8 protein-coding genes are annotated in these 9,303 nt (G+C 73.0%); 4 read left to right on the forward strand and 4 right to left on the reverse strand.

Features of this window, described 5'->3' with window-relative positions; translation table 11 throughout:
* Positions 1-259: 259 nt before the first annotated feature.
* Positions 260-1,903 carry an AMP-binding protein gene (locus ABT247_RS28520; RefSeq protein ID WP_350747963.1) on the reverse strand — a complete coding sequence of 548 codons (1,644 nt, stop codon included), beginning with the start codon at positions 1,901-1,903 and terminating at the stop codon, positions 260-262.
* A 346-nt stretch (positions 1,904-2,249) separates the two neighbouring features.
* Here ABT247_RS28520 and ABT247_RS28530 point away from each other — a divergent pair, with 346 nt between their 5' ends.
* Entirely contained in the window at positions 2,250-2,600 is a 351-nt protein-coding gene (locus ABT247_RS28530; RefSeq protein ID WP_502892516.1) for a TetR-like C-terminal domain-containing protein, read from the forward strand.
* Between the two features lie 208 nt (positions 2,601-2,808).
* On the forward strand, positions 2,809-3,315 hold the full coding sequence (locus ABT247_RS28535; protein WP_350747966.1) for a hypothetical protein: 507 nt from the start codon (positions 2,809-2,811) through the stop codon (positions 3,313-3,315).
* A gap of 129 nt (positions 3,316-3,444) precedes the next feature.
* Here the strand turns inward: ABT247_RS28535 and ABT247_RS28540 are convergent, their stop codons facing one another.
* Both ABT247_RS28540 and ABT247_RS28545 read right to left on the reverse strand, forming a co-directional pair.
* Positions 3,445-4,089, reverse strand: a complete 645-nt coding sequence (locus ABT247_RS28540) for a hypothetical protein (RefSeq protein WP_350747968.1) — start codon at positions 4,087-4,089, stop codon at positions 3,445-3,447.
* Positions 4,086-4,514, reverse strand: a complete 429-nt coding sequence (locus ABT247_RS28545) for an ATP-binding protein (protein ID WP_350747971.1) — start codon at positions 4,512-4,514, stop codon at positions 4,086-4,088. The genes ABT247_RS28540 and ABT247_RS28545 overlap by 4 nt, the downstream gene beginning before the upstream one ends.
* A 207-nt stretch (positions 4,515-4,721) precedes the next feature.
* On the opposite strand from ABT247_RS28545, the gene ABT247_RS28550 reads away from it, so the two are divergent.
* Both ABT247_RS28550 and ABT247_RS28555 read left to right on the forward strand, forming a co-directional pair.
* On the forward strand, positions 4,722-5,624 hold the full coding sequence (locus ABT247_RS28550; protein ID WP_350747973.1) for a helix-turn-helix domain-containing protein: 903 nt from the start codon (positions 4,722-4,724) through the stop codon (positions 5,622-5,624).
* Positions 5,578-5,721, forward strand: a complete 144-nt coding sequence (locus ABT247_RS28555; protein ID WP_350747981.1) for a DUF397 domain-containing protein — start codon at positions 5,578-5,580, stop codon at positions 5,719-5,721. Before ABT247_RS28550 ends, ABT247_RS28555 begins: the two co-directional genes overlap by 47 nt.
* 15 nt (positions 5,722-5,736) lie before the next feature.
* Here the strand turns inward: ABT247_RS28555 and ABT247_RS28560 are convergent, their stop codons facing one another.
* A complete protein-coding gene (locus ABT247_RS28560) occupies positions 5,737-8,766 on the reverse strand; it encodes a LodA/GoxA family CTQ-dependent oxidase (protein WP_350747976.1) in 3,030 nt (1,009 codons plus the stop codon).
* Positions 8,767-9,303 lie beyond the last annotated feature (537 nt).

Below are 9,303 nucleotides of genomic sequence, written 5' to 3' on the forward strand. Positions count from 1 at the left end.
GTCGCACCGGCGTCGTGTCCGGGCCTCGCCCGCGCGGGGCCTGTGCCCGGTCGCGGCGGCCCGGTGAGGGGTGGGGTGGCGGCCCTCAGCGCCGCCACCCCCCGTTGCGTTCTCGGCAGCCGGGTCGGGGTTCGTTGAGCCAAACCCCACGGTGGGGTGAAGTCCGGTGGTGATCCCGGCGGGATTCTGCGGCTTTCCTGTGGATCGAGGGCCCTGGGCGGGGTGTTTCCGCCCGTGAGGGGGAGCGCCGCGGGTGGGGTCAGCCAGCCGCGAGGGTGTCGCGGAGCTTCTTCTTGTCGGGCTTGCCGACGGAGGTGAGGGGGATCTCCGGCAGCAGGTGGAGGGCCGCCGGGGCGTAGATCCGGCCCTTCTCGGCGGTGACGAAGGTGCGGAGGTCCTCCAGCTCGGGGTGGTGCCCCGGGGCCGGGACGACGGCGACGTGGACGTGCTCGGCCTCCTGGGCGTCGCGGACGCCGAAGACGGCGCACTGGGCGATCGCCGGGTGGGTGAGGAGGAGGTCCTCCAGTTCGGAGGGGTAGACGTGCCCGCCGACGACGATGATCTTGTCCTTGAGGCGGTCGGCCAGGTAGAGGTAGCCGTCCTCGTCGAAGTAGCCGATGTCGCCGGTGTTCAGCCAGCCGTCGCGCAGCACCTCGGCGGTGAGGTCGGGCCGCTTCCAGTAGCCGGCCATCAGGTTCGCCGAGCGGACGTGGATCTCGCCGGGTTCGCCGGTGGGCAGTTCGCTGCCGTCGGCGGCGCGGATCACCACGTCGATGCCGGGGAACGGGCGGCCGACGGAGAACTGGCCGCCCCGTCCGACGCGGTCGTGCTCCTGCGGGGTGAGGACGGAGATGTTCTGCGCCTCCGACATGCCGTAGGCGGCGACCAGGACGGGTCCGAAGACCTTGAGCGCCTCGCGGATGCGGGTGGGGGAGGAGGCGCAGCCGCCGTACATGATCCGGCGCAGGCTGGACAGGTCGGTGCGGGCGATCGCGGGGTGGTCCAGGAGCTGGTAGAGCAGCGGCGGCAGGACCCAGAGGTCGGTGATGCGTTCGCGCTCGATGGCGGCCAGCACCTCGCCGGGGTCGAAGGAGCGCTGGAGGACCACCGAGCCGCCGTGGTACAGCGTCAGGTCGGACACCACACCGGCGAGGTGGGCGAGCGAGGTGGCGGCGAGGAGGCGGGGCGCGCCGCCGTTCTCCGGGCCGTACGGGAGGTCGAAGGCGCTGCGGTAGGGGCCGTGCAGGCTGAGGATGCCCTTGGGGATGCCGGTGGTGCCGCCGGTGTGCCGGATGCTCAGGTCGTCGTCGGGGCCGACCCGGACGGCCGGGGCTTCCGCGGGGCGGTGGGCGGAGGCGGCGATCACGTCTTCGCCGATCGCGGCCGTGCCGTTTCCGTCCGTGCCGCTCCCGTCCGCGCCGTTTCCGTCCGCGCCGCTCCCGTCCGCGCCGCTCCCGTCCGTGCCGCTCGGGCCCGCGCTGACGGCCTCCGGTCCCGGCCCCAGCGTGAGGACGGTGGGCACATCGGTCAGGGCGAGCAACTCGGTTGCACCGGCGTACCGTTCGGCGTCCACGAGGAGCACGGCGGTGTCGACACTGGTGACGATCTCGGCGAGCACCGGGGCGCTCATGCCGTCGTAGAGGTTGACCACGCGGGCGCCCGCGAGTCCGGCGGCGTAGCGGGCGCTGAGCGCTTCGGCGGTGTTGCCGGTGAGCAGCGACACGGTCGTGCCGCGGGTGACGCCCCGGGCGATCAGCTCGTGCGCGAGCCGGTAGGTGGCGGCGGCGAACTCGCCGGCGGTGATGCGGAGGCCGTCGGGGGTGGTGAGGGCCGGTCGGGCGGGGTCGGAGGAGAGGGACCGGAGGATCAGGGCGGGGGCGCTGACGAACTCCGCATCGTTCATGGCCACTTCTTCTTTGTAGTTTGCAACCATACCGACCAGAGTAGCCCCACCTTCCCCTGTACGTAGCGGAGTTGAGCGTCGCGATTGCCGGGGTGCGCGCGGCACCCCCGGGCGGTGAACCGGGCGGCGGCCTGGGCGGTGGACCGGTCGGTCGCACAGGAAGTCGGGCGGGCCGACCTCCCGCGCGGTGCCGGGTCAGGCTCAGTAGCCGACGGTGAAGCGCCGCTGGACGAAGCGCGGCAGCTCCGCCTCGTCGACCAGGGCGACGGCGGCGTCCTCCGCCGAGATCCGGCTCATGCCGTCGGCATCCAGGACGGGCTGGTCCCCGCCGACGCGGAAGCGGCCGGTGCGCTCGCCGGGGCCGATCCGTTCGGCGGGGCTGAAGTACGTCCAGAGCCGGTTCGAGGTGCGCAGGACGTTCAGCGCCGACGCCGCCCGGGGCGGGATCGAAGAGGGCGGGGACGGCGACGGGTTCGACTGGGACGACTTCGACCCCGGCCTGCTCGAAAAGGTCCGCCCGGCGTTCCCCGCCCTGCCGCCGGCCGGAGTGGCGCTGGCCCTGCGGATCTGGGGCCACCTGCACGGGCTGGTCGCCCTGGAGGTCTACGGCCACCTGCGCGCCCAGACGTCCGCACCGGACAAGCTCTTCCGCGCCGAACTCGCGCAGCTGATCCGCTCCTTGGGGATCGACGCATAAACCGGCAGCCGCCCCGGCGGGAGCGGGGGCGGCGGCAGGTACTGCCCGCGACCCGGACTTCACCCGAATGCCCGGTACGCCGGGCGCCTCCCACCGGCCCGTGGACACTCGATGGGGGGCAGCAGCCGAACGCCTTCGCCCCAGGCCGGGCCCTTTCGAGGCCCTTTTCGAGGCTGCAGTCCGTGCGCCGACCGAAGGAGGCACGCGCATGAACCCCAGGCTCACCCCCATCACCCGCCGGACCGCCGGTACGGCCGCCGCGCTCCTGCTCGCGGCCGCCGGAGTCGCCGCAACGGCGCCACCGGCCTCCGCGGTACCGGCCACCGTGTTCACCCCGGGTTGGGACACCGCGAAGTTCCCGGCCGGCGAGCGCGTCCTGATCCAGACCGGCTGCCACACCTGGAACCTCATCGGCTGGAACCAGACCGCGGGCTGGCACGCGTACAACGACAAGCACCCGCCCACCGACCTCTTCCCGGCGGCCGGAGAGATCTACACCGGGGGCCGGTACAACGGCTACACCGACAAGGGGAAGTGGGCCGGCCTTCCCCAGGGCACCTACCAGGAGTACGACGCCCGGGGCTACGCGACCAGGCCCAAGCCCGCCCAGCGCGGCACGGCCCGCCTCGTCCGCGTCCAGCAGACCGGCGCGGTCTACTTCAGCCCCAACCACTACGACGGCTTCCGCCAGGTCACCGACTGCAACGCGCAGTGATCCGGCCCTGAGGACCGCCGTCCCAGCCGCGCCCCTCGCGGGCGGGGCCACCCCATGAGCCGCCGCCCGGGCCCTGAGCGCCCGGGCGGCGGTGTCTCCCCCACCACCAACGGGTTGGCCACCGCATCCTCAGGTCGATCGGCCGGACGGTCGGGAGGTGCGCGGGGCATCGGCGGGGTCGACTTCCAGAGCGCGGGGCGGGGTGTGGGGGGCGGCCTGGGCGCGGCAGTGGGTGAGCGCGGGCTTGATGCGGGGGTCGGGGTCGGGGGTGGTGGTGAGGAGCTCGCCGACGGTGACGAGGGTGGTCCAGTAGCGGGCGGGGTCGCCGGTGCGGGGGAGGGGACGGGCGGCGGTGAGGGAGAGGTAGGCGGTGGTGAGGTTGCCGGTGGTGAACCAGCGGGCGAGGCCGTGCTGGTGGCCGGCGCGGATGCCGCCCATGGCGTCGACGGCGGTGAGGAGGAGCTCGACGACGGTCTGTTCGGTGGGGGTGAGGGTGGCGGGGACGTCGAAGACGCCGAGGGCTTCGAGGAGTTCGCCGGTGTCGGCTTCGGAGCCGGCGCGGGGGCGGGCGAGGAGCGCGCGGTGGCAGTCGTTGAGCCGGCGGGTGGCTTCGGCGAGGGGGATGCCGAGGGCAAGGCAGACGGCGCGGGCGGCGTGCAGCGGGCGGCCGGTGCGGCGGGCGAGGAGGGTGTAGGCCTGGGCGGGGGTGGAGCCGTGGGCCAGGGCGCGGCGGGCGAGGGTGTCGAGGTGCGGGTTCATCGGGGGTGCTTTCACGCGGCGAGGAGGGGGTGGGCGGGGGCGACGAGGGCCCAGACGAACTTGCCGACGCCACCGGCGCGGGGGCAGCAGCCCCAGCGTTCGGCGAGTTCGTTGACCAGGAGGAGGCCGCGGCCGTGCTCGTCGGTGGGGGTGGTGGGGCGGAGGGCGGGGCGGCCGGTGCCGGCGTCGTGGACTTCGAGTCGGAGGCGGCCGTCGACGAGGGCGAAGCGGATTTCGATGAGGCGGTCCGTGGGGGCGTCGGAGTGCTGGACGGCGTTGGCGAAGAGTTCGCCGAGGAGGAGTTCGGCGATGTCCGCGTAGCGATGGCCGGTGGGGAGGGCGGACAGGTAGGCGCGCAGGAGGTGCCGGGCGAGGGGGGTGGACTCGGTGCGGGAGTCGAGGCGCGCGGCGAACGTGCGGGGGCGGTGGGTTCTGAGCATGGCGGAGTTCCTCGGGGGGCGGAGGGGGGAGCGCGACAGGCGCGCGCAATCACGCTGTGCATGCGGATGATTGCGTTCTGGTGTCAATCATCGGGGCTGCAGAGGTACCGTGACGCCAAATCAGCGTGCGGGACGCGTGGCGCACAACTGGGGGCAGTGATGGCACACCGGAAGAGCAAGCGGGGGACCACGGCGAGCTCCGCGATCATGTTCGGCGAGGAGATCCGCTACGCGCGTGAGGCGGCGGGCTTCACGCAGGGAGAGGTGGGCAAGCTCTTCCACTGCGACCGGACGGTGATCTCGCGGATCGAGAGCGGTCGGCGCAAGCCGTCCCTCGAGGAAGTCGAGGCGCTCGACCGGCTGTTCAACACCGGCGACCTGTTGAAGCGGTTGTACGGCCGGGTCGACTGGAACGCGTCGATCGAGCACCCGGACTGGTTCGAGGAGTATGTGGACCAGGAGGCGATCGCCATCGGGGTGCGGACGTACCAGGACAGCGTGATGTACGGCCTGTTGCAGTGCCCGCAGTACGCGCGTGCAGTCTTCGCGGCTGGCGATGCGGCGGGCAGCCCGGGCGAGGTCGAAGAGCAGACCCGGGCTCGACTCAGTCGGCAAAGGCGCTTCCTGGCGCCCGATGGGCCGTTGTTGCTCGTCATTCTCGATGAGAGCGCCGTTCGAACGGTGGTGGGCGGACCGGATGTGATGCGGTGCCAGATGGAGCACCTGCTCCGCGTGGCTCAGCTCCCGAACATCGTCATCCAAGTAGCGCCGTTCTCTCACCGACGGCTTGTCATCAACGCGGCTATGGTGTTGCTGGAGCTGCCGGACGGTCAACGCTTGGTCTACTCGGAGAGCCTTGACCAAGGGCACCTGAGCGATGCTTCCGAGACCGTGGCCAAGCACCAGCGTCGCTATGATCAGCTCCGTGCCGAATGCCTGTCGGAGAGTGACTCGCTCCGGCTGTTCGCCGATGCGCTGGAGGGTTTCAGAGATGATGAGCAAAGAGCTCGCCGGGGCCGCGTGGCGGAAGAGCAGCTACAGCGGCGACAATGGCGGCAACTGCATCGAGGTAGCCCTCGAATCCCTGCCCGGCGCCGTCCCGGTGCGTGACTCCAAGGACCCCCACGGCCCGGTCCTGGTCTTCCCCGCCTCGGCCTGGGAGTCCTTCCTCTCCGGTGTGCAGGCCGGCGACTTCCCGCTCGACTGACCGCCGACAGCACACTCACCGACCGGGCGGCCGCAGGCGCTTGACCTTGTCGATGAACCCGACCGAGACCTCCTCGTCCGGGGCCTCCGCCAAGGTGGCCGCGCTCGCCAGCGCAGCGGCTCCGAGGACGGGGTCGGCTCCGGCGTCCACGTGCACGGTGACCAGGCTGCGCCCGGCGGGCGGGGCGGGCTCGCGCGGGAACGTCACCTCCGACTCCACCAGGACCTCCGACGGGAGCCGGGGATCGTCCGTGGGGCCCGGACGGCGCTCGACCACGCCGAGCTTGCCGAAGTCCCGCACCATCGCGTTGATGTTCTCCAGGTACGGCGCGGGCAGCCAGCGCAGCCAGGTCCGACGCCTCCCGAACGCCGCCAGGCGGTCCGCGAGCGGCCGCGCGGTGTCCAGCACCACCTCGTAGTCCTCCTCCGCGAGCACGTGGTTGGGCACCCGCGCGGGCCAGAAGGTGGGCAGGTACGGGTCGTACGGGCCGAGACCGGAGCCGTACTCGTAACCGGCCCGGCAGCTGGCGGTGTCGGTCTGCCACGGCACCGCCATCCACCGGGTCAGGTCGCCGGGCGCCTGGCCGTACAGCGGGCCGTCGAAGGAGAGCGCCAGTTCCGGGGTGAGCGTCGGGCCGTAGGAGGGGTCGGGCTTGTCCGGGTCGCGGGGGCGGATCCGGAAGGGGGCGCTGTACATCGTGGTGTGCCGCATCGGCCAGGTGAGTTCGCAGCCGGGGTGGAAGGCGTCGGCGAGGCAGAACGACAGGGCCGCCCGGTCGAGGGTCGCGGGCCGGTCGGCGAACGGGACGTCGTCCAGGGTGGCGGGTGGCGTCGCGTGCGGGTCGTAGTCGTCGGTGAAGTCCCCGTCGGCCCACCGCTGGAGCAGCCGGCGCTGGAGTGCGGAGAGCGTCACGTGCTGCCGCACGGACTGGGGCGGGATGTTCATCGCGTCGCCGTACACCGCCGGCCAGGGCACGGGGGACATGCCGTCGCGGTCGTAGTCGCGGACGGCCAGCCAGGCCTGGCGGCGCAACTCCCGCCGCGCCGGGGACGGATCCGACAGGTCGTCGAGTCGGGCGAGCAGGTCCTCGCGCCCGTCGAATCCGAACTGGACGGCCAGGCCCTTGTTGACCCACTGCAGCTCGCACAGTGCACGTAGCACCGGCAGGACGTCCCTGGTGAACGACACCTTGGCGGGCTCGGGGAGGCGGCCTTCGGTGACGAAGGCGTCCCGGACGAGGTCGTACATGGTGCGCACGGAGGTGAGTTCGGGCGCGTAGCTGGGCGGGGCGGTGACCACCCAGGCGGGTTCGACCGGGATCGGGCGTCCGCCGATGCTCACTTCGGCGGTGACGGGGCCGTCCGAGACGTCGTCGTGCCAGCCGTCGTTGTTGGCGAAGGTGTCGGCGGGCTTGCCGTCCGCCGAGGCGGAGGCGCCACGGCCGCCGAGGAAGACCAGCCGGCCGCTGTCGTCGGTGCGCAGCTCGCCGAGGTAGACGGGCTCGCCCATGAAGGTTCCGGTGTCGAAGGCGTACTCCGGCCGGCCGGAGCGGTTGCGGCCGCGCACCCAGCGGGGGCCGGGGTCGATGACCAGGAGGTCCTTGCGCCGGTCGGCGGGGACGGTGGGGTTGCGTAGGTTGCTGGGGTCGGCCTGGGCCGCCTCCGGGATGTCCAGGGCGATCTGGAACTGGTACCAGGCGGCCTTGGAGTTGACGACGTGCACCTTCCAGCGCAGGTCGGCGTTGTCGGCGGTCAGTTCGGCGACCGGCTCGCCGGCGGCGTTGTAGCCGTACACCCGGAACCGCACGGCCTGCCGCTTCAGGGCGCCGGTGACGTCCTTGTAGCTGCCGACGGGCAGCGGCGGCGGGTCGTCGACCTCGGGGGCGAGCACGAAGTCGTCCATGGTGCTGTCGCCGACCCGGGCGATGCCGATCGCCGGGTGCACGGCGGCCCGGACGATCCGGGTGTCGCGGGCCGGCGGCGGGGTGAGCTGCGGGCGGGCCGGGCCGGGCTCGGCCGTGGGGACGCCGTTGACGTCGCGGCGCTGCTCGGCCGAGGCCGGGTAGACCGTGCGGCGGGCGTCGGAGATGCTGCCGACCGGGCGGTGTTCGGCCAGGCAGTGCCAGGGGTTGAAGGCGAGGTTCTCGCCGTACGCGGCCTGGCCCCGGGCGGAGACGTCCTGCTGCGGGAGGGTCAGCCGGGCGACCCGGACGGGCGGGCTCGCGGACTCCTCCCACCGCACCGTCGCCCGGTCCAGCGGCATCGCCTCGGCATCGGTGCGGAACTGGAGCATCAGGTCGAACGCGGCCGGGCCGGCCGCGAGCCGGTGGGCGAGGTCGGCGGCGAGGTAGCCCGGGTCCTCGTCGGGCGGGGTCGCGCCCGGGTCGGCGGGCTCACAACCGGCGGGTACCAGCTTGTACTTGACGAAGCGATCCGGCCCGAAGGCGTACGGCAGCACGCTCCAGTACGCGGCGGTCAGCGCGCTCGCCTCGAACGCGGCCATCGCGGCCAGGATCTCGGCGGTGACGGGGTGGGCCGCCAGGTACCGGTCGACATCGCCGTCGACGACACCGGCCCGGGTGAACTCGCACATGTCCTGGGCGGTGTCGACGAAGAAGACGTCGTGGTTCTGCAGCAGCAGGTCCTGGGTGCCGGCCTCGGCGTACCCCTCCAGCAGCTTTTGGCCGGGCACGCCGAACAGCTTGACGCCGATGCCGAGGGTGGTCCTCAGGTCGGGGCTGCCCGGCACCGTGTCGCTGGAGAACCGCACCCACGCGTCCAGGCCGCCCGGCCGGGTGCGGGCGGCCTCCAGGAAGCCGACGCGCAGGTCCGCCGGCAGGTCCTCGGCGACGGTGAGCGCGCCTCGGGCGACGCCGTGCGGCTTGAGGAACACCGGCCGCTTGACCGGGTCCTGGCCGCGAGCCGTCCGGGCGCCCTGGGTCAGGTCCACGAACATCTGCTTCAGGGCACCGGCCGGGTCCTCGGCACAGCCCGGCAGGGGCGGCGGCCCGGCGGCGTCGTCGAAGGGTTCGGGGGTCCTGGTCATGCTGCGCTCCCGTCGGTGCGATGGTGGGCCCTGGGGCGGTGGGCCGCTGGAGCCGACGCCGGGCTCGGCTTCCGGACCCCGGTCAAGCGTGCACAGGGCTGCGGCGGGCGGCGCGGCGAGCTACGCCCGAAACGAGCAGGGCCGGGGCCCGGCGCGGGGCCGGTCACTCCAATCGGTCAGCAGCGCTGGCCCGGGGGCGGGCGCGGGTGGCAGCGTCGTCGGTGCCCTGGTGCCCTGGTGCCCTGGTGCCCTGGTGCCCCGGCGTCCCGGTGCCCTGGCGCCGTCCTGCCGTGCCGGCTTCCTCCGGGGCATCTCGTCGCCACCGGGCGGTGGTCAGAAGCACCCCTGGGGATGGTCTATGCTTAACCCATCACCCAGATGCGCGGGTGGCGGAATAGGCAGACGCGCTGGATTCAGGTTCCAGTGCCCGAAAGGGCGTGGGGGCCGACTGCTCCTGGAACGCAACTCGATCGGCTACGGCCCCAATCTCGGCGTCATCGAGTCCGTGCTGGCCACCGGCCCGCTCCCCCGCCCGGG

It is taken from the genome of Kitasatospora sp. NPDC001539 (genome assembly GCF_040298565.1).
Taxonomy (GTDB): domain Bacteria; phylum Actinomycetota; class Actinomycetes; order Streptomycetales; family Streptomycetaceae; genus Kitasatospora.